We start from the raw sequence: 17,551 nt of genomic DNA, 5'->3' as shown, positions 1-17,551 counted from the left end.
CGGTCCTCCCCGCACAAGGAGCCGGCTGGAGCCGTCGATGCATCGGATCTGGAAGTCGTTTCGCGCACTGTATTTCGCCACCCTGTTGATGTTGATCGGCTCCGGCCTGCTCAGTACCTACCTCGGTCTGCGCCTGGCGGCGGACAAGGTGGACGGGCTCTGGGTCGGCGCCTTGATGGCGGCCAACTATTTCGGCCTGATCCTCGGCGGCAAGCTGGGCCACCGGCTGATCGCCCGGGTCGGGCATATCCGTGCCTACGTGGCCTGTGCCGGGGTCGTGACGGCGGCCGTACTCGGACACGGCCTGATCAGCGTCCTGCCAGCCTGGCTGTTCATGCGGATGCTGGTGGGCCTGGGGATGATGTGCCAGTACATGGTGATCGAAAGCTGGCTCAGCGAGCAGGCCGACGCGAACCAGCGTGGCCAGGTGTTCGCTGGCTACATGGTGGCCTCCTACCTGGGCCTGGTACTGGGGCAACTGGTACTGGTCCTGCACCCGGGGCTCGGTCCGGAGCTGCTGATGCTGGTGGCCATGTGCTTTGCCCTGTGCCTGGTGCCGGTGGCGCTGACGCGCAAGTTGCACCCGGCCCCCCTGCATCCGGCGCCGCTGGAGCCGCGCTTCTTCATCAAACGGGTGCCACAGTCGCTGAGCACAGTGCTGGTGTCCGGCCTGGTAATCGGCTCCTTCTATGGCCTGGCGCCGCTCTACGCTACCGCCCAGGGGCTGCCTATCGACCAGGTGGGTCTGTTCATGGGCTGCTGCATCCTCGCTGGCCTGCTCGTGCAGTGGCCGCTGGGCTGGCTGTCGGACCGTCACGACCGGGCATTGCTGATCCGTATCACGGCGGCCCTGCTCGCGCTGTGCGCCTTGCCCCTGGCGATCATGCCGGACGCGCCGCTGGAGGTGCTGTTCCCGGTGGGCTTCCTGGTCTGCCTGCTGCAGTTCAGCCTGTACCCGCTGGCGGTGGCCTTTTCCAATGACCATATAGAAGCCGAGCGGCGCGTCTCGCTTACCGCCATGTTGCTGATCACCTTCGGCGTGGGGGCGAGCATCGGCCCCTTGCTGACGGGCGCCCTGATGAAGCAGTTGGGGCCGAACATGCTGTACGCGTTCGTCTGTTTCTGCGCGGTGGTGCTGGTGTTGCGGGTGCGGCCGGCAGCGGTTACCGGTCTGCACCGGGTCGACGAGGCGCCCCTGCACCATGTGCCGACCCCGGACAACATGATCAGTTCGCCCCTGGTGGCGGCGCTGGACCCGCGCGTCGACGAGCAGGCGGTGCTCGACCAGATGCAGAGTGGCGATACCCCACCATCGCCCCCGCCGTCGGGCGAGGACATGCAGGAGCGACCGCAGCCGAGCAACTAGTGGCCCAATGCCACAGCCTTTTTGCCCAATGATCGTCCGGTGTGGCTACCCGAGCTTCAAGCCCAAGGCTCGCCTTGGGACTTCAAGGAGGATCTGGTCATGACGTTGAGCATCTCCCTGCATCTGCTTGCCAGTGCCCCGCAGGCCGGCAAGCTCCACCCCAGGCTGCTACCGGAGCTGGGGGAGGAAGGCGTGGAACGGTTGCACCGGCAACTGGTGGCACGGGTACTCAATCTTCCGCCACTGGGTTTCAGTGAGCGCATCTTCTGGATCGAGGATGGACCGGACGAGGCCCTGGAAGCCTTGGCCGAGGATAACGACTGGATGGTGGTGGGCCAGCCGGTCGGCGACCTGGGTGAGCGAATGCGGCGCATTGCCGCCCTGGGCCTTTCCGAGAACGATGCTGTGGTGCTCATCGGCCAGCATTGCCCGATGCTGGATGCCGATTACCTGTCAGCCGCTTGTGAGGCGCTGGACCAGCATCAGGCGGTGCTGGGGCCGACCGAAGACGGACGCTACGTGTTGCTCGGTCTGCGTCGCGTCGATCCACGGCTGTTCGAGGCCATGCCCTGGGGCAGCGACCGGGTGCTGGCCCTGACCTGCGAGCGCCTGCAGGAACTGGATTGGCGGCACGGGCTGCTGCCCTCGTTGTGGGTGCTGGACGACCCCGAACATCTACCGCGCCTGGGGCGGCTGGGGTTCAAGTTCGGAGTCGCCTGACGACTAGAACAGTTCGTCTTTCTCGAAACGCCGGGCTTCCCGCTGCAACTGGTAGACGAAGCGTTCGACGTTGCGCTGCACCAGCCCGCTCATCTTGTGGAAGCGAATGCCGACGAAGCTCACGCCGAGCTTTTCATCGAAATGCAGGTGGCGCAGTTCGACGGGGGTGGTGATGGGGCCGATGGGCATCCTGGCGCTGAAGCGCTCATAGACCTGGCCAGGTTGCAGGCGGCCGTTCAGGTCGCCGTCGAAGCGCAGTTTGCAGCCGGTCGCGGAGATATCCAGCATCACGCCCTTGATCGGCGACGACATCCTGTCGCCGTCCAGCTCCACGGGAACCAACTGACTCTGCTTGAGGGTGGCGCGGAAGGCGTTGCGGCGCTGGTGATAGGTCACTTCCTCGGGCAGGGCGCACCAGTAGCAGCGGTCCCCCTCGAACTCGCCGACGCTGGCCGGCTGCTGGACATCCCAGGCGATCCGCACGCCTTCGTGGAAGCTTTCGACACGGAAGGTTTCGCCGTTCTTCAGGAAGCGTTCGCCGTCGTTCGGGATCATTTCATCCAGGGCGATCAGGCCGCGGTCGCGGTCTACTTCCACCAGGTAGCTCTGGAAGCGCTGGTTACGGTCGTGGAAGGTGATGATCAGCGGATCATGGTGTTGCTGCAGCAGACGAAGGTTGGCCAGGATTTCCACCGGCGCCTTGAGCACCTTGGGGGGTTGTGGGCCGTTCTCTTCGTGGAATGGGTTGGACACGGTCCAGGTCTCTCCAAACGCAAAAGCGGACTGCGCAAAGAGTAGTGGCATCATGCCGCATGTCTTTGCGCTTTTCTTGTATGTCTTGTCAGGCCTGGCTGAGCGGGCGCTGCTGGCCGATTCTAGCGGCCGCACCCCGGCTGTCATAGAGGCTGGGCGTGTCGCCGCCACGCAGGATGCCGAGCATGCTGCCGACCGATGCCCGGTTGGCGCGGATCAGGCGGCCGTTGCGCTCGTTGAGCGCCTTGCAGCGTTCCAGCAACTGGCTGAGTTCATCGCCGTGATCGAGCAGCGCCTGGCCCAGTGAGGAGCGCTCGGCGAGCTGTTGCAGGCCTGCGCGGTCGGCGCTGAGCTGCAGGCTGGCCAGCAACTGGCTGCGCTGGCGGCCATGCTGGTCGAGTTGGGCGAGGAGGGGCTGTTTCTCGGCGAGCAGTTTTTCGAGGCGGGCGAGGTCGCGCTCGCCCAGGGCCTGGAATTCTTCGTCCATCAGCTCAAGCAAACGCTGGGCGTGGCCGATATCGTCAGTGAACAGCTGAAGCAGGTTGGTGTCGTGCATACGCGCTCTGGGGATCGGGCGTCCAAGTTCCCCAGCGCTGCCCGTGGACTAGCGCTGGGATTCGAAGTTCAGCAGCTTACTGGCCACGCGTTTGCTGTCGACCTGGTAAGAGCCGTCGGCTATGGCCTGCTTGAGCTTTTCGACGCGCTCCTTGTCCACCACGGGCAGGTCGCGCAGTTTTTCGCCGGCTTTCTGCAGCACCTGAGCTTCGCTGCTCAGTTGCACGGATTCGCCGCTCTTGGCAGCCGGAGCCTGCTCGCCGGTGTTCTGGGACGAGACGGCCTGGCCGCTGGTGACGGTTTCGTTCCTGCCGGCCTCGGTGTTGCCGGTACGCCCCGAACCGCTGGGCGTGGGGCCGTTATTGAGCCGGTTGAAGTCGATAACCATGATGCTGAACCTCGGACGCTAGTTGGACGCTTACCGTGTTATCGGCCCTGTCCGGGATAACTTTAGAAAATTCTTTCGTTCCTGCCGATTTTAGGAAATCGATCCTCTGCGGCGCCAGTGGAATCATGCCTACATGTCCACCTGGACCTGGCCTGGCGCCTTGACCCGGGCCTTCACCACCCGTCCGGAACTCAGGTTGCGGACCCGGATCTGCTCGCCGGGCGCGCCATTGGCCAGGGCCTCGCCCGGCACGCGCACGCTGATGGCCGAGTTCGCGGCACTGATCACCACCTGGTCGCCCTTGCTCACCACTTCGGCCTGCTGCAGGTGCAGGGGAGCCAATACCTGGTCGGGCAGCAGGGTGCGTGTGGTCTTCTGGCCGATGGTCTGCGCCGGGTCGCTGAGAAATCCCTGGTTGAGCAAGCCCACGTCGCGCTCGGCAACGGTCACGTCCTGGGGGGCGATGGGTGCTCCACGGCGCAACGGCCGTGTCACGACCACCACCTCCCGGTAGAGCTTCACCTGGGCCGGAACGAACACAGTCCAGGGCGAACTTCCGTCGCAGCGAATCCGTACCGTGACGCGCCCTAGCGGCTGCGCGGGGCTTTCCAGCCTGGACGTCAAATCTTCGTCGCACGCTGCCAGGCGCAGGCGCGGATCAAGGCGATTGACCTCGATCTCGCTGCGCCCCTGAATGCTGCTGCGCTGCAGATATTCTTCGACGGCGTACTCAAGAAAGCCTTCGGCTGTGCCGATAAGCACTTCAGGCGACGTCAGAGCGGCACTCGACATCGGGCTGTAGCCGAGACAGCACAAAGCGGGTAAAACAGCCGCAAACGATTTGCGGCGTTTTGCCATCAGGTGTCGGAAAAGCGTCGTCTTGGTGTTCATGCAAATTCATAAGCAAGGGTCGTGCCGCCTGCTAGTCTGAGGCGGGCGTTCGAATGACTTGTAACAGGAGTCTGGTCATGGCCGGTGTTTTGGATTCGGTTAACCAGCGTACCCAACTGGTCGGGCAGAACCGCCTGGAGCTGCTGTTGTTCCGTCTCGATGGATCGCAGCTCTACGGGATCAACGTGTTCAAGGTGAAGGAGGTGCTGCAGTGCCCCCGTCTCACCCTGATGCCCAAGTCCAGCCCGGTGGTACGCGGGGTCGCCAATATCCGTGGGGGTACCATTCCGATTCTCGACCTGTCCATGGCGACTGGGCGCAGAGGCCTGGATGACCTGAAGAACAGCTTCGTCATCATTACGGAATACAACACCAAGGTGCAGGGTTTCCTGGTGCGCTCGGTGGAGCGCATCGTCAACATGAACTGGGAGGAGATCCATCCGCCACCCAAGGGAACCGGCCGCGAGCATTACCTGACGGCCGTGACCCGGGTCGACAAGCAACTGGTGGAAATCATCGATGTCGAGAAGATTCTCGCCGAAGTGGCGCCGACCTCCGAGGTGGTGTCCGAAGGCGTTGTCGATATCGAGACCCAGAGCAAGGCGGTCAGCAAGCGGGTCCTGATCGTCGACGACTCCTCGGTGGCGCGCAAACAGGTGATGCGCTGCCTGGAAACCGTCGGTGTGGAGGTCAAGGCCCTCAACGATGGGCGCCAGGCCTACGACTACCTGCGCGGAATGGTGGAGGAGGGCAAGGCGCCGGAGCAGGAACTGCTGATGATCGTTTCCGACATCGAGATGCCGGAGATGGACGGCTACACGCTGACGGCGGAAATCCGCAACGATCCACGCATGCAGAAGCTGCATATCCTCCTGCATACTTCGCTTTCCGGTGTGTTCAACCAGGCGATGGTGAAAAAGGTGGGGGCGGATGACTTCCTTGCCAAGTTCAAGCCGGACGACCTCGCGGCACGGGTCGTGGAACGCATCAAGGTAACGGACGGGGGCTGAGGCCGGCCCCCTGACATGGATACAGATCGGTGAGGCGCCCTTAGTGTCTTCAGGCAATGTGGATTTCGAGCAGTTCCGGGTTTTCCTGGAAAAGTCCTGCGGCATCCTGCTGGGCAGCAACAAGCAGTATCTGGTCTCCAGTCGGCTGAACAAGCTGATGGAGCAGAACGGCATCAAGACCCTGGGCGAACTGACGCAGCGCATCCAGGGTTTTTCCCATGGCGGCCTGCGCGAGCAGGTCATCGACGCCATGACCACCAACGAAACCCTCTGGTTTCGCGACACCTACCCCTTCGAAGTGTTGAAGAGCCGGGTGCTGCCCGAGCTGATCAAGGCCAGTCCGAACCAGCCGCTGCGAATCTGGTCGGCGGCCAGTTCCTCGGGGCAGGAACCGTTCTCCATCTCCATGGCGATCGACGAATTCGAGAAGATCAACCTCGGGCAACTGAAGGCCGGGGCGCGTATCGTCGCCACGGACCTGTCCTCCTCGATGCTGGCGGCCTGCCGTTCCGGCGAGTACGACAGCCTGGCCATGGGCCGCGGCCTGTCCCAGGAACGCCTGGCCCGCTACTTCGATCCCAAGGGGCCGGGGCGCTGGGCGGTGAAGCCGGCCATCCGCAGCCGCGTGGAGTTCCGCCCGCTGAACTTGCTGGACAGCTACGCCGCGCTGGGCAAGTTCGACATCGTCTTCTGCCGCAATGTGCTGATCTACTTCTCCGCCGAGGTGAAGAAGGACATCCTCACCCGCATCCATGCCACCCTGAAACCAGGCGGCTATCTGTTCCTCGGCGCGTCCGAGGCGCTCAATGGCCTGCCGGACCTCTACCAGATGGTCCAGTGCAGTCCGGGGATCATCTACAAGGTGAAATAAGAAGGGAGGCCAGTGGCCTCCCTTCTGCTTTCCGGCGCGTCCCTATACCAGGGTCAGGGTCACGTTGATATTGCCGCGCGTGGCGTTGGAGTAGGGGCAGACGATGTGGGCTTTGTCCACCAGATCCCTGGCCGCCTGCTTGTCCAGCCCGGGCAGGGATATCTTCAGCTCCACCTCGATGCCGAAGCCCGTGGGCAGGGTGCCGATGCCCACCGCGCCTTCTATAGAGGTGTCCTCGCTCAGGGTGATCTTCTCCTTGCCGGCGACGAACTTGATGGCGCCGAGGAAGCAGGCCGAGTAGCCGGCGGCGAACAATTGCTCGGGATTGGTGCCGTCGCCGCCCGCACCGCCCAGCTCCTTGGGTGTGGTCAGCTTCACGTCGAGTATGCCGTCGGACGATACGGCGCGGCCTTCGCGGCCGCCGTAGGCTTCGGCGTGGGCGGTGTATAGGGCTTTTTCGATGGGCATGGCAAGTCTCCGGGGTGGTGGCAGAGACACCTAAGCCTAGCCAAGGGACGCCGCGTCATTGCGCCCGGCTGACTGAAGGTCAGCCCGTCGATGAACAGCGACCCTGACCCTCGGCGGGCGCGAGCACATGTTTGGCGAGGGCGCGATTCACGGCCCGCTGGAAGACATGCTGCGGGGCACGCTGGCCTATGTCGGCCTGGAGGTGCTACCGCCCTTCGTGGCCTGGCATGTGCCTTACATCAGCAACGAAGCCCGCCAGGATTTCCTGCGGGCCTACCAGGCGCGCCTGCAGGGACTGGAGGCGGATACACCGTTGCAGTTTCCGCGCCTCGATCAGTTCGACGAGCGGCTGTACCCGCTGGCGCAGTGAGTGTTCGAGGGGATAGGGCGTAGCCCGGCGATACCCACCGATGGCTGGATTCGTAGCTCGGATGAAATCCGGGAATTCCCTGCGCGGTGGGGATTGACGGGATACCCATCACCCGTCATTGAGTCGGCGGCAGTGGATTTGGGAAATTAACTACAACCTGTATGGGTAATCCGGCCAATAAACGGGTCGACCGCTCTTCTACGATCGACGACTTCCTCTACACCGGAGTTCGTCATGATCAGACAGGTACCCGCTGCAAGGTTTCTCCCGCTCTACCTGCTCGCTCTTTCAAGCGGCGCCCAGGCGGCGCTGGACGACGTCTGCTGGCCCACAAGCACGTCACCGCTGGTCATCAAGTTTCCAGACAGACTCGTTATTCCGCCCACTGCCAAAGCAGGCGACGAACTGGCCAGTACGGAAATATCGAGCACCATAGAGTGCAACAACAAGTGGTATCCGACCGGCAGAAGGGCCGAGATTTTCAAAGACAAGAACAACCCGAGCAGGACGTCCGATAGCATCTATCTGGACACGACGGTCTCTGGGATTGGCCTCCACTGGACGCTGGAGACTCCAAATGAGTCGGGGGCCTTCGTGATGAGCGGAAGCAGCCTGAACAGCACCACGCCGCGTCCGACGGTTTCGTTTCCTTACCTGGGAGGCCAGAAGACCTATTGGATCAGGCAGGTGTTCAAACTGGTCAAGACCCGCAACATTGGTCAGGACCGTATCATCAGCTTTCCCGACTTCAAGGTCTCGGTCGAACCCGACTCGTTCGTGGGCGGGCTCTACCGGAAACCCTTGTTTTCTTATTCGTTCTCCCCGGTCCAGATTGAGACGGCAGCCTGCAACCTGACGAAAAGCAGCATCAACGTGCCCATGGACCGCGTCCAGGCAAGCCAGTTCCACGCTCCGGGCAGTACCTCGCGGCAGGTCCCCTTCTCCCTCAGCCTGGAGTGCGACCAGGGTGCTTCGATGAAGCTGAACCTGGATGCCACCCACCAAGTCGCTGGCTGGGAAGGCACCATTTCGCTGACGTCGTCTTCCACTGCGGCGGGTGTGGGCATCCAGATTCTCGATGCGGCGGACAACACCCCGATCCCGCTGGGGAAACCCCGTGACATGGGCGTGACTCACAGTGGCGTCAATGCAATCGGCTTGGCAGCGCGTTATATCCAGACAGGAAATCGGGTGTCACCGGGCACGGCTAACGGCGCCCTCACCTTCAGCCTGTCGTACAACTGAGAACCTTGTGTGTGGACACAGGAGGCAGGTCCGATTTCCACGGCCTGCCGCCTCACCACGCTCGCCGGCATAGGCGGCATAGGCGGCATAGGCGGCATAGGCGGCATGCCGCTGGTGTGCAGCGTGCGTCAGCAGAGTTCGGAAAGGGCTCGTTATCGGGCCTTGCCTGTACCTGGGCGAAGGGAAGCCCTGTCCGCTTGGCTGAACCAGGGCCAGGGCGCGTGATGCGCCGAGCCCGCGGTTGCGGACAGGGCTTCGTTTATGGACGGGGGAAGGGCGGCCCGACAAGGACATGCCGGGCCGCGGGTCAGGTTAGAAGGGAAGGTACTTGCTGCCGGTCATCGGAATACTGGCCGCGTCGCCGTAAGTGGAGTTGAGCTGCTGCCGCCGGGGCGTGTAGTCCATGCCGACCAGCCCGCCATAGATCTGGCCAGGATAACCTTCGACATGGCCGCCGGCCGAAGACTGCTGGATCCAACCGCGGTTCTGCCCCACCAGGCCACCCAGTTGGGCCTTTTGGCCGCCGCTAACTCGGCCGGATGCGTTGGCGTTGGTGATCTCGCCGTTGTTCATCCCCACCAGGCCACCGGCCCGAGCGTTGTTTCCACCACTGATGCTGCCACCGGCGGATGCGTTGTTGATCCTGCCGCCCTGAAGGGTGCCGACCAGGCCGCCGACATGACTTCCATTTCCGCCGGCCACGAAGTTGGAGGACGAGGCGTTGGCGATGGCGCTATTCCAGCTGTAGCCCACCAGTCCTCCCACATGGGCGTCGGCACCGCCGGAAATACTGGCGGTGCTGGAGGACGCGTTGGTGATGGAGGTATTGCGGCTGTAGCCCACCAGGCCGCCGACACTGGCCTTCGAGCCGCCGGCTACGTAGCCGGATGTCGAGACGTTGGTCATCAGGCCGTTCTGGCTTTGCCCGACCAGCCCACCCAGGCTGCTGCCGTTCGCGTCGGACACCGTGCCGTTCGCCGAACTGTTGGTGATGGTGCCACCCAGGTTGTTGCCGACCAGGCCGCCAACGCTGTCCGCGCCGTTGCCGATCACCCGACCGCTGGCTTGAGAGTTGGCTATCGTGCCGTAACGGTTGACGCCGACCAGGCCGCCGAGATTGCTGTTTTTGCCGCCGGTTACGTCGGTGCTGGAGCTGGAGTTGGCGATGGCGCCTTCGTGGTTCTGGCCGACCAGACCACCCAAGGCCAGTTGGTTGCCGAAGAGCCGGATGGCGCCGGTGCTGGAGGAGTTGCTCACTACCCCGCCCTTGTTGTAGCCGACCAGGCCGCCGGTGCCGTAGCCGTTCCTGCTCATTTGTCCCAAGAAGCTGACATCCGCACTGCTGTTGGCGATCGCTCCAGCACCCTGGGAAGAGGACAGGTTCTGTCCTGCCAGTCCGCCCATGGCGTAGGTTTTGCCGTCACCGACCACGGTGCCGCTGGCGGACGAGTTGGCGATGGTGCCACCCAGGTTGGTGCCGACCAGGCCACCGAGCGCATTGTTGTTTCGCGCGCCGGTCACCTGGACGTCCTTGGCATGGACGTTGCGGATGACGCCTTCGTTCTGCCCGACCAGGGTGCCGACCTGGGTGTCGAAGCCGCGGGAAGCCGCACCGCTGGCCGATACGCGCTCCAGGTTCAGGTTGCCGATTTCCCCCTTGTTCACGCCGAACAGGCCAACGGTGGAACCGGTGGAGTAGATGTCCAGGTTGCTGATGGTGTTGCCCAGGCCATCGAGTTTGCCGCTGAAGGCCTTGCCATCGCCGATGGTGGTGAAGCTTCCTTGGCCCACAATCGCGGCGCCCAGCACGTAGCGACCGTTCATGTCGTCCGCGATCTCGCTCAGCTGCTTGAGGCTCTGCACCACCTTGTAGTCCTGGCCGTTGGCGCGGAACTCGGCGCCCGAACCGGACAGGGTCACCGACTTGCCAGCCTTGATGCTGTAGCCGCTGTGATGGTTCAGTTCCAGGCTCGCGCCCCGGCCGGTGAGGGCGACATCGGCATTCAGCTGGATGCCGTCGCGGGCGTTCAGTTTCAGGCCAGCCTGGTCGCCGCTCGCCTTCAGGTCACCATTCACCAGGACGCTGCCGTTTTCGGCGGAAAGGCTGAGGGTGTTGCCGCTGTTCCAGGCCACCGGTGCCTCCACCTTCACGTCGCCTTGGGTACCGGTCAGTTCGATGTGGGTGGTGGCCAGGTTCCTGGCCAGGGTATCGGCGTGCAGGGTCGGCCCCGCGGTGGTGTCGGTGTCGCTTTTTCCATTGACGGTGTTGCCACCACCGATGATTACGCCCACGCCGTTTTCGCCGGGCTTACCGATGCCGATGCCGACGTCTACGCCGTTCTCGCCACCCGTCCCGGTATTGCCCTCGATACCGCCATTGATGATCAGGCCGCGCGACTTGTCGGGGGCGGGTGGATTCTCCGCCTTGGCGACAACCGCATTGCTGGAGTTGCCACCACCGATGATTACGCCCACGCCGTTTTTGCCGGGCTTACCGATGCCGATGCCGACGTTTACGCCGTTCCCGCCACCCTTCCCGGTATTGCCCGAGATACCGCCATTGATGATCAGGCCACGCGACTTGTCGGGGGCGGGTGGATTCTCCGCCTTGGCGACGACCACATTGTTCGAGCGAATCTTCCACGTGCCGGTTTTGCCCTTTTCGGCACGGGTGTCCACCTGGGCGTTGTATTGCACCTCGACGTTGGCGCCACGGTTTTCCACCAGGCCCCCGTCGCCCAGGCCACCGGCAACGGCGCTGGCGTCCTGGGTGCCGGCAACCCGGACGATACCCCGGCTGCCACCATCCAGGACGATCTTGCCGGACTTGTTCTGCAGGGTCTGGGCTTCGATCACGCCTTCGTTGCTGACCACTGTCCGGAGCAGGCTGTCGGCACTGCTGGCGGTCATCAGCACGCTGCCGCCGTCGGCCTTGATCAGGCCGCCGTTATACGCCAGGGCATCCACCGCGCTGGCGTCCACCTGCAGGTTGAGCAGACCGTCGCCGTCGAAGTTAACGGTGAAGTCTTTGCCCGCGCCAAGGGCCACGCTGCCCATTTGCGCCCGGATCACGCCGCTGTTGCTGACCTGGGCGCCCAGCAGGGCGATGCTGCCGCCTTCGCTGGCGGTCAGGTTGCCGGCGTTGCTCACGGCGGCGGTGGAGTTGCCGCTGAAGTGGTAGTTGCCTTCGAGGAAGTCCTTGTCGGCGATGTCGCGGGTCGAAGCCACCAGGCCACCGACGTTGACTTGGGCGGTTTTGCCGAAGACCACGCCATTGGGGTTGATCAGGAAGACCTTGCCATTGGCATCGATGCGGCCCTGGATATCACTGCCGTTGTTGCCGATCACGCGGTTGAGGGCGATGGCGCTCTGGCCGGGTTGCTGGAAGCTGACGCGCTCGTCCTGGCCGACGCTGAATGCGTTCCAGTTGGCGATCAACTTGTCGCTGCGTTGATCGATGACCATGTTCTTGCCGTCGTTGGAGATCTGAATCCCCCCGTCGCCGGCAACGATCTTGCCACCCTCGGGCAGGGCGAAGGCGGTGGATTGCCCCAGCAGTCCCAGCAGCGAAATACCGGCAGCGATCACGACCGTTCCACGTCCGGATTTACTCCGGCGACGGGTGCCTTCGCTGGCGACGTTCCAACAGCCCAATGCCTGGTTCCATATCAGTGCATAGCTTTTGTTCATTGCAGGTCCTCTGTGATTCAACTCTGCTGATCCCCAGCAGAACGGGTGTTGCTCAGAAGTAGCGGGTGGCTTGCAGCCAGAAGCGCGGCGAGCGATCCGGCTGCACACCCTTTTCCGCTTCGCCCATGGGCATGGCCGCGGTGAGGCTGATCTGGTGGTTGCGGCCCGACCAGGTGGCGCCGACACCGGTGCCGGCCATGTGGTTGTGGTTGCCGCCGCGCCCCCAGGGGCGCTTGTTGAAGGTCACCGCGCCCTGGTCGATGAAGGCGCTCAGTTGCCAGCCGGGCGAGAGGTCGTAGCGCAGCTCCGCGCTGGCCTGCCAACCCTGGTCGCCGGTGCCGCCGCTGCTGTCGGTGGGGTAGGCGCGAACGCCGAAGGGACCGGCGATGGTGAGCTTCTCGGTGCTGTCCAGGTTGCCGGAGGCCCATTGGGCGTTGATCTGGGCGAACAGCTGCAGCCGATCGCCCAGGTGCTGCAGGCGCACGGCGTTCAGGTTGAGCTTGTCGAAGCTTCCGGCCTTGCCAGCGGAATAGCGGTCCTGGGCGCGCTCCTGGGCATCCTCGATGCGCAGGCGGCCATGCCCCCAGGTCAGGGAAAAGCCGGTCTGTCCGCCGCCGAGCAGGCGGTCCTGGTTGTTGCCGCTGATGCCGGCGCTCCACAGCCCGATGTCCTTCCTGCCGCGAGCGTTGAAGAGCGTGATGTCGTCGCGCAGCGTCTTGGCTTCGTACTGCAACTGGGCGTTCAGGTTGAATGCGCGGCTGCGCACCAGCGGTTGCGTAAGGAACAGGCTGTCGACCTGGGCGTTTCCCTGCAGGCCCAGGAGGTCCATGCGGTCAGGCGTCCTGATCACGTGGTAGTAGGCGCGCGAATGGGCGAGGCCGATGCGCGTCGACCAGGGGCCGATGGGCAGTTGGTAGGCCGCGCGGTAGTAACGCTGGCGCCAGTCGCCGCTCAGCAGGCGCAGGCTGAGCTGGTCACCCAGGCGCAGGGGACTGTTCAGGTTGAGGCTGCCACCGACGCGGTATTCGCCCGTGGAGTCGTCGGCGAAGTTGTTGGCATCCAGGGTGCCGCTGAGCAGGGGAGCGGGTTTGGCCTCCACCACGAGGTCGGTGGTACCGCCTCGGGTGCCGGGACGGAGGGTGCCGCTGGTGCGCGACCCGGGCAGGTCGCTGAGCAGCAGCAGGCTGCGTTCCAGCTCGTCGCCCTGCACGGCGGCGCCGCTCTCCAGCCGGGAGAGCGGCTGACGCAGGACGCTCTCGCGGGTTCGCGAACCATTGCGCAGCTCGATCCGACCGTAGCGACCCTCGATCACCTCGATACGCACGACACCGTCCTCGACTTCCTGGGGCGGAAGGTAGGCACGGGCCAGTGCGTAGCCTTGTTCCTGGTAGAACGCTCCGATGCGTCCGGCGGCGGCGTTCAGCTCGGCGAGGCTCAGGTCGCGGCCCTTGAGGTCGTCGAGCAACGCCAGCAGGCGCTGGGCGTCGAACAGCTGGTTGCCGCCGATGCGAAACGATTCGACCCTGATTCGCGGGCCCTGTTCGGCCGCCTGGCCGGGGGCGGACTGTTCCGGTTTGCGCGTTTTCGGTTCCAGCTCCACGGGGGCTGGAAGATCCAGCGTCTCCCGCTCCATGTCGCGTATGACTTGCCCGGCGTTGGGTATGGGCGCGGCGATTGCCTGCGGTATCAGGAGGGAAAGTGTGATCGCGAGGCTCAGCCGGCCGCTCCAGGGGTGCGAGCCGTGGAGGGTCGATGGCGCAGCGCATTTGGTGGGGAGCGGAGGGTTATTCGGCGTGTGGGGAAGACGTACGGAAAGTGTCGGCATCGGGTCTCGCAGGTAAAGCCTGGGCTGTGCGGAGCGTGGATGCTCCTGATCTGCGGCCTGCGTCACAACACGGTCGGGCGTGAAAGAGAAACGTCGATAGCCGTCTTGGGAGGAGTCCTACACGGGGGCGGCGAGTGAGGCTCGAAAGCGGCAAGCAGCGGCAAAAGCGTCCTGGCGACTTGCCGCTGCCGGCGGCAAACGGAAGGCCATTGCCGCCTTTTGCCGCTTTTACAAGTTCCTAATGCGTTGAAAATAAAGGGTAAATCGTTTTGGCACGGCCTTTGCTGAGTGTCTGGCAAGCAAACCAGATTGCCACTGGCAAAGGTTCCGGATCATGAGCATCAGTTTCGACAAGGCCCTCGGCATCCATCAGCAAGCCCTCGGCTTCCGCGCCCAGCGTGGCGAGGTGCTGGCCAACAACATCGCCAACGCCGACACCCCGAACTACAAGGCCCGTGACCTGGACTTCGCCAGCGTGCTGGCCCAGCAATCGGAGAGGGCCGCCCACGGCAGTTTCGAGGCCACCCGGACTCACTCGAACCATATCGCCGCCGAAGGCTTCGAACTGGCCGACGCCTCGCTGAAGTACCGCATCCCGTTCCAGGCGGCCATCGACCAGAACACCGTCGACGCCCAGCTGGAGCAGTCGAACTACACCGAGAACGCCATGCAGTTCCAGGCCAGCTTCACCTTCCTCAACAGCAAGTTCAACGGCCTGACCAAGGCCTTGCGCGGCGAATAACGGAGAGCCAAGCCATGTCCCTGTCCAGCATCTTCAATATCGCCGGCACCGGCATGAGTGCCCAGAACACTCGGCTGAACACTATCTCCAGCAACATCGCCAACGCCGAGACCGTCTCCTCCAGCCTCGACCAGACCTACCGCGCCCGCCACCCGGTGTTCGCCACCGTGTTCCAGGACAACCTGGGCAATGGGGACCGTGGCTCGCTGTTCGCCGACCAGGACCAGTCTGGCGCCGGCGTGCAGGTGCTCGGCGTGGTCGAGGACCAGAGCACCCTGACCCCGCGCTACGAGCCCAACCATCCGGCGGCTAACGCGGAAGGCTATGTCTACTACCCGAACGTGAACGTGGTCGAGGAGATGGCCGACATGATTTCAGCCAGTCGGTCCTTCCAGACCAACGTGGAAATGATGAACACCGCCAAACAGATGATGCAGAAAGTGCTGACCCTGGGTCAGTGATAGCGAGGGAACAGCATGAGTGTCAGCAACGTAGCATCCACTGATGGCCAGTCGTTCCTCGATCAGTACGCCATCAGGAACGAAACCAAGAGCAAGGACCTCGGCAAGAACGAGTTCCTCGAACTGCTGGTTGCCCAGTTGAACAACCAGGATCCGCTGTCTCCCCAGGAGAACGGCGAGTTCATCGCCCAGCTGGCGCAGTTCAGCCAGGTGGAAGGCATCGAGAAGCTGAACACCAGCATGGGTTCGCTGCTCTCCGGCTATCAGTCGTCCCAGGCCCTGCAGGCCTCGTCCCTGGTAGGGCGCAAGGTCATCGTACCGAGCGAGAAGGCGGTGGTGGACACCGCCGAGACTTTCAAGGCCAGCGCCGTCCTGCCGGTCACCAGCAGCAACGTCTGGGTCAACGTGTACGACAACGCCGGCGCGCTGGTGAACCGCATCAACCTCGGCCAGCAGTCCGCCGGCAACGTCAGCTTCATGTGGGACGGCAAGGACTCCAGTGGCAAGGAGATGCCGCCCGGCACCTACAAGTTCGAGGCGCAGGCCCAGTACGGCAGTGAGACGAAAGGCCTTTACACCCTGCTGCCGGCCAACGTCGACAGCGTGACCCTGGCGCCGAACGGCGGCGAGCTGACGCTCAACCTCGCCGGTATTGGCAGCGTTCCGCTGTCGCAGGTCCAGGTCATCGGTCAGTAACTTCCCGGTTCAGAACGCCGGGACGCACCGGCAAAGGAGAAAGAAATGGCGTTCAACATCGGTCTCAGCGGTCTGCGTGCGGCGACCAGCGACCTCAACGTCACCGGCAACAACATCGCCAACGCCGGCACCGCCGGCTTCAAGCAATCCCGCGCGGAGTTCGCCGACGTCTACGCCGCGTCGGTGCTCGGCTCCGGCAAGAACTCCCAGGGCAGCGGCGTGACGCTGGGTGACGTGTCCCAGCTGTTCAACCAGGGCAACATCAACTACACCCAGAACGCTCTGGACCTGGCCATCAACGGCAACGGTTTCTTCCAGACCAGCAACAACGGCGAGATCAGCTACACCCGCGCCGGTTACTTCGGCACCGACCGCAACGGCTACATCGTCAATAACTTCGGCTATCGCCTGCAGGGCTACGGCATCGACGCCAATGGCAATGTGCAGAACGGCGTGGTGAGCGACCTGCAGATTCAGACCGCGAACCAGGCGCCCAGGGCCACCACCGAGGTCGCTCAGAAATTCAACCTGAACTCCACGACCAAGGCGCCGACCAATACACCGTTCGATCCGAGTGATCCGACCACCTACACCTCGTCCACCTCGGTCAACATCTATGACTCCCAGGGCAATGCCCACGTCATGACCCAGTACTTCATCAATAACTCGGATCCGAGCGCCACGCCGCCGGTCACCAACAACTGGACCATGGCGGTGCTGGTGGATGGTCGTAACCCGTCCGATCCGACCAGCACCGACCCGCACACCACCAATCTTCTGTTCAATACCGACGGTAGTCTGAACACCGTCGGCATGGCGGCAGGCGGCGAGCTGAGCTACGACCCGGTCACCGGCCTGATGAACCTCAGTGACTGGGTGCCGGCTGTCTCCGACGGCGGCACGCCGGCCACCTGGTCATCCAACGGCGCCGTTGCCAACCCCGGTGGTATCAGCATCGATATCCGTGGTTCCACGCAATACTCCAGTGCCTTCGCGGTCAACAGCGTCAGCCAGGACGGTTACACCACCGGCCAGCTGGCGGGCCTGGAAATCGACGACACCGGGGTGATCTTCGCCCGTTACACCAACGGCCAGTCCAAGGTGCAGGGCCAGGTGATCCTGGCCAACTTCGCCAACGTCCAGGGCTTGACTCCCGTGGGCAAGACCGGCTGGGTACAGTCCTTCGAATCCGGCGAGCCGGTGGTTGGCACGCCGCGCTCCGGCACCCTCGGTGCCCTGCAGGCCGGCGCCCTGGAGGATTCCAACGTCGAACTGTCGGACCAGTTGGTGAACCTGATCGTCGCCCAGCGCAACTACCAGGCGAACGCCAAGACCATCCAGACGGAAGACGCCGTTACCCAGACCATCATCAATCTGCGCTGATGAGGCTGTTGTGGGCGCGAATTCAGTCGCGCTTGAAATCGCTCCCACAGGTTTGGCCAGGATCATTTCTTCCTGGCCTTTAGCGCATCGGTGTGCGGAGCCAGCCAAGGCGCCGGA

General features: G+C 63.7%; 16 protein-coding genes and 1 pseudogene. 10 read left to right on the top strand and 7 right to left on the bottom strand.

From position 1 onward, the window contains the following. The first annotated feature begins 37 nt into the window (after positions 1-37). Together PJW05_RS18865 and PJW05_RS18860 are read left to right on the top strand one after the other, a co-directional pair. Complete coding sequence (locus PJW05_RS18865; RefSeq protein ID WP_271408498.1) at positions 38-1,366, top strand: MFS transporter; 1,329 nt, start codon at positions 38-40, stop codon at positions 1,364-1,366. 99 nt (positions 1,367-1,465) lie between these two features. After that, a complete protein-coding gene (locus PJW05_RS18860) occupies positions 1,466-2,086 on the top strand; it encodes a TIGR04282 family arsenosugar biosynthesis glycosyltransferase (protein ID WP_271408497.1) in 621 nt (206 codons plus the stop codon). Positions 2,087-2,089: 3 nt separating this feature from the next. Here PJW05_RS18860 and PJW05_RS18855 read toward each other — a convergent pair whose 3' ends face one another. From PJW05_RS18855 to flgA, 4 genes are all read right to left on the bottom strand, one after another. Continuing rightward, complete coding sequence (locus tag PJW05_RS18855; protein ID WP_271412256.1) at positions 2,090-2,890, bottom strand: flagellar brake protein; 801 nt, start codon at positions 2,888-2,890, stop codon at positions 2,090-2,092. 37 nt (positions 2,891-2,927) lie between these two features. Further along, positions 2,928-3,395 (bottom strand): flagella synthesis protein FlgN, encoded by a 468-nt coding sequence (locus PJW05_RS18850; RefSeq protein ID WP_271408496.1) that lies wholly within the window; start codon positions 3,393-3,395, stop codon positions 2,928-2,930. Between the two features lie 48 nt (positions 3,396-3,443). After that, positions 3,444-3,782 (bottom strand): flagellar biosynthesis anti-sigma factor FlgM, encoded by a 339-nt coding sequence (flgM, locus tag PJW05_RS18845; protein ID WP_271408495.1) that lies wholly within the window; start codon positions 3,780-3,782, stop codon positions 3,444-3,446. A gap of 129 nt (positions 3,783-3,911) precedes the next feature. Beyond that, positions 3,912-4,673, bottom strand: coding sequence for a flagellar basal body P-ring formation chaperone FlgA (flgA, locus tag PJW05_RS18840; protein WP_271408494.1), 762 nt, complete (start codon positions 4,671-4,673; stop codon positions 3,912-3,914). Positions 4,674-4,750: 77 nt separating this feature from the next. Here flgA and PJW05_RS18835 point away from each other — a divergent pair, with 77 nt between their 5' ends. Both PJW05_RS18835 and cheR read left to right on the top strand, forming a co-directional pair. Further along, complete coding sequence (locus PJW05_RS18835; RefSeq protein ID WP_271408493.1) at positions 4,751-5,683, top strand: chemotaxis protein CheV; 933 nt, start codon at positions 4,751-4,753, stop codon at positions 5,681-5,683. A 43-nt stretch (positions 5,684-5,726) separates the two neighbouring features. Next, complete coding sequence (cheR, locus tag PJW05_RS18830; RefSeq protein WP_271408492.1) at positions 5,727-6,554, top strand: protein-glutamate O-methyltransferase CheR; 828 nt, start codon at positions 5,727-5,729, stop codon at positions 6,552-6,554. A 42-nt stretch (positions 6,555-6,596) separates the two neighbouring features. Here the strand turns inward: cheR and PJW05_RS18825 are convergent, their stop codons facing one another. Next, entirely contained in the window at positions 6,597-7,022 is a 426-nt protein-coding gene (locus PJW05_RS18825; RefSeq protein ID WP_271408491.1) for an organic hydroperoxide resistance protein, read from the bottom strand. 100 nt (positions 7,023-7,122) lie between these two features. Here PJW05_RS18825 and PJW05_RS18820 point away from each other — a divergent pair. Both PJW05_RS18820 and PJW05_RS18815 read left to right on the top strand, forming a co-directional pair. Beyond that, positions 7,123-7,392 (top strand): annotated as a pseudogene (locus PJW05_RS18820) (NAD(P)H-dependent oxidoreductase); the annotation flags it as partial. A gap of 234 nt (positions 7,393-7,626) precedes the next feature. Next, positions 7,627-8,637, top strand: coding sequence for a fimbrial protein (locus tag PJW05_RS18815; RefSeq protein WP_271408490.1), 1,011 nt, complete (start codon positions 7,627-7,629; stop codon positions 8,635-8,637). Positions 8,638-8,949: 312 nt separating this feature from the next. On the opposite strand, the gene PJW05_RS18810 is transcribed toward PJW05_RS18815, so the two are convergent. Then, the gene (locus PJW05_RS18810; protein ID WP_271408489.1) at positions 8,950-12,327 is read right to left on the bottom strand and encodes a two-partner secretion domain-containing protein; all 3,378 of its coding nucleotides are present in this window, start codon (positions 12,325-12,327) and stop codon (positions 8,950-8,952) included. Between the two features lie 52 nt (positions 12,328-12,379). Next, a complete protein-coding gene (locus tag PJW05_RS18805) occupies positions 12,380-13,960 on the bottom strand; it encodes a ShlB/FhaC/HecB family hemolysin secretion/activation protein (RefSeq protein ID WP_271408488.1) in 1,581 nt (526 codons plus the stop codon). A 526-nt stretch (positions 13,961-14,486) separates the two neighbouring features. Between PJW05_RS18805 and flgB the strand changes: the two genes are divergently transcribed. Genes flgB through flgE form a run of 4 tightly spaced genes read left to right on the top strand, consistent with a single transcriptional unit; the run spans position 14,487 to position 17,434 of the window. After that, positions 14,487-14,894, top strand: a complete 408-nt coding sequence (gene flgB, locus PJW05_RS18800) for a flagellar basal body rod protein FlgB (protein ID WP_271408487.1) — start codon at positions 14,487-14,489, stop codon at positions 14,892-14,894. 14 nt (positions 14,895-14,908) lie between these two features. After that, on the top strand, positions 14,909-15,355 hold the full coding sequence (flgC, locus tag PJW05_RS18795) for a flagellar basal body rod protein FlgC (protein ID WP_271408486.1): 447 nt from the start codon (positions 14,909-14,911) through the stop codon (positions 15,353-15,355). 15 nt (positions 15,356-15,370) lie between these two features. Continuing rightward, positions 15,371-16,051, top strand: a complete 681-nt coding sequence (gene flgD / locus PJW05_RS18790; protein WP_271408485.1) for a flagellar hook assembly protein FlgD — start codon at positions 15,371-15,373, stop codon at positions 16,049-16,051. Between the two features lie 45 nt (positions 16,052-16,096). Then, a complete protein-coding gene (gene flgE / locus PJW05_RS18785; protein WP_271408484.1) occupies positions 16,097-17,434 on the top strand; it encodes a flagellar hook protein FlgE in 1,338 nt (445 codons plus the stop codon). The last annotated feature ends 117 nt before the right edge of the window (positions 17,435-17,551 follow it).

It is taken from the genome of Pseudomonas sp. Q1-7 (assembly GCF_028010285.1).
Taxonomy (GTDB): domain Bacteria; phylum Pseudomonadota; class Gammaproteobacteria; order Pseudomonadales; family Pseudomonadaceae; genus Metapseudomonas.
The sequence above is the reverse complement of the archived record's forward strand: the minus strand, read 5'-3'. Positions and strand labels throughout refer to the sequence as shown.

Bases quoted from the DNA above. Each gene is read 5' to 3' on its own strand.
- PJW05_RS18865 (WP_271408498.1), top strand. From the start codon at position 38: ATGCATCGGATCTGGAAGTCGTTTCGCGCACTGTATTTCGCCACCCTG.
- PJW05_RS18860 (WP_271408497.1), top strand. From the start codon at position 1,466: ATGACGTTGAGCATCTCCCTGCATCTGCTTGCCAGTGCCCCGCAGGCC.
- PJW05_RS18855 (WP_271412256.1), bottom strand. From the start codon at position 2,890: ATGCCACTACTCTTTGCGCAGTCCGCTTTTGCGTTTGGAGAGACCTGG.
- PJW05_RS18850 (WP_271408496.1), bottom strand. From the start codon at position 3,395: ATGCACGACACCAACCTGCTTCAGCTGTTCACTGACGATATCGGCCAC.
- flgM (WP_271408495.1), bottom strand. From the start codon at position 3,782: ATGGTTATCGACTTCAACCGGCTCAATAACGGCCCCACGCCCAGCGGT.
- flgA (WP_271408494.1), bottom strand. From the start codon at position 4,673: ATGAACACCAAGACGACGCTTTTCCGACACCTGATGGCAAAACGCCGC.
- PJW05_RS18835 (WP_271408493.1), top strand. From the start codon at position 4,751: ATGGCCGGTGTTTTGGATTCGGTTAACCAGCGTACCCAACTGGTCGGG.
- PJW05_RS18825 (WP_271408491.1), bottom strand. From the start codon at position 7,022: ATGCCCATCGAAAAAGCCCTATACACCGCCCACGCCGAAGCCTACGGC.
- PJW05_RS18815 (WP_271408490.1), top strand. From the start codon at position 7,627: ATGATCAGACAGGTACCCGCTGCAAGGTTTCTCCCGCTCTACCTGCTC.
- PJW05_RS18810 (WP_271408489.1), bottom strand. From the start codon at position 12,327: ATGAACAAAAGCTATGCACTGATATGGAACCAGGCATTGGGCTGTTGG.
- PJW05_RS18805 (WP_271408488.1), bottom strand. From the start codon at position 13,960: ATGGAGCGGGAGACGCTGGATCTTCCAGCCCCCGTGGAGCTGGAACCG.
- flgB (WP_271408487.1), top strand. From the start codon at position 14,487: ATGAGCATCAGTTTCGACAAGGCCCTCGGCATCCATCAGCAAGCCCTC.
- flgC (WP_271408486.1), top strand. From the start codon at position 14,909: ATGTCCCTGTCCAGCATCTTCAATATCGCCGGCACCGGCATGAGTGCC.
- flgD (WP_271408485.1), top strand. From the start codon at position 15,371: ATGAGTGTCAGCAACGTAGCATCCACTGATGGCCAGTCGTTCCTCGAT.
- flgE (WP_271408484.1), top strand. From the start codon at position 16,097: ATGGCGTTCAACATCGGTCTCAGCGGTCTGCGTGCGGCGACCAGCGAC.